Origin of the sequence: Rhizobium sp. PRIMUS64 (assembly GCF_023006465.1) — a bacterium.
GTDB classification, from domain to species: domain Bacteria; phylum Pseudomonadota; class Alphaproteobacteria; order Rhizobiales; family Rhizobiaceae; genus Rhizobium; species Rhizobium leguminosarum.
On the sequence record NZ_JALBGX010000363.1, the window covers coordinates 1 to 310 of the forward strand.

The 310-nt window shown below is 64.8% G+C and carries 1 protein-coding gene; it reads right to left on the reverse strand.

Translation table 11 applies throughout. The features are described from left to right. Window positions 1-276, reverse strand: a 276-nt coding sequence (locus MOV76_RS39575; protein WP_247266640.1) for a MobA/MobL family protein, incomplete at its 3' end; no start/stop codon positions are given. Window positions 277-310 lie beyond the last annotated feature (34 nt).

The window sequence follows — 310 nt, forward strand, 5'->3', positions numbered from 1 at the left end:
GTCGGCGCGTTTCTCGAAAGCATCGACGGCATTCCACAGCGCTTCGCTCGCCTTGGCGACGGATTGACCAGAAATCGCCGACCGCAGCCAGGCCGGTATTTGGTCCGGAAGGGCCAGCTCCTCATGCACCAGTTCGGAAGCTCCGCCGCGATAGCTGAACGATGTGCCGGCCTGTTCGTCCATCATCCGGGCGCGATGGCGATAGGCGGCGGCCGAGACGACGCTGCGTCCCGCGCCCCTGCCGATCACCTGTGCTCTGACGAACATGATCGCCACTGTCGTCTCCACCTCACCCGAGCACGTCGCGACA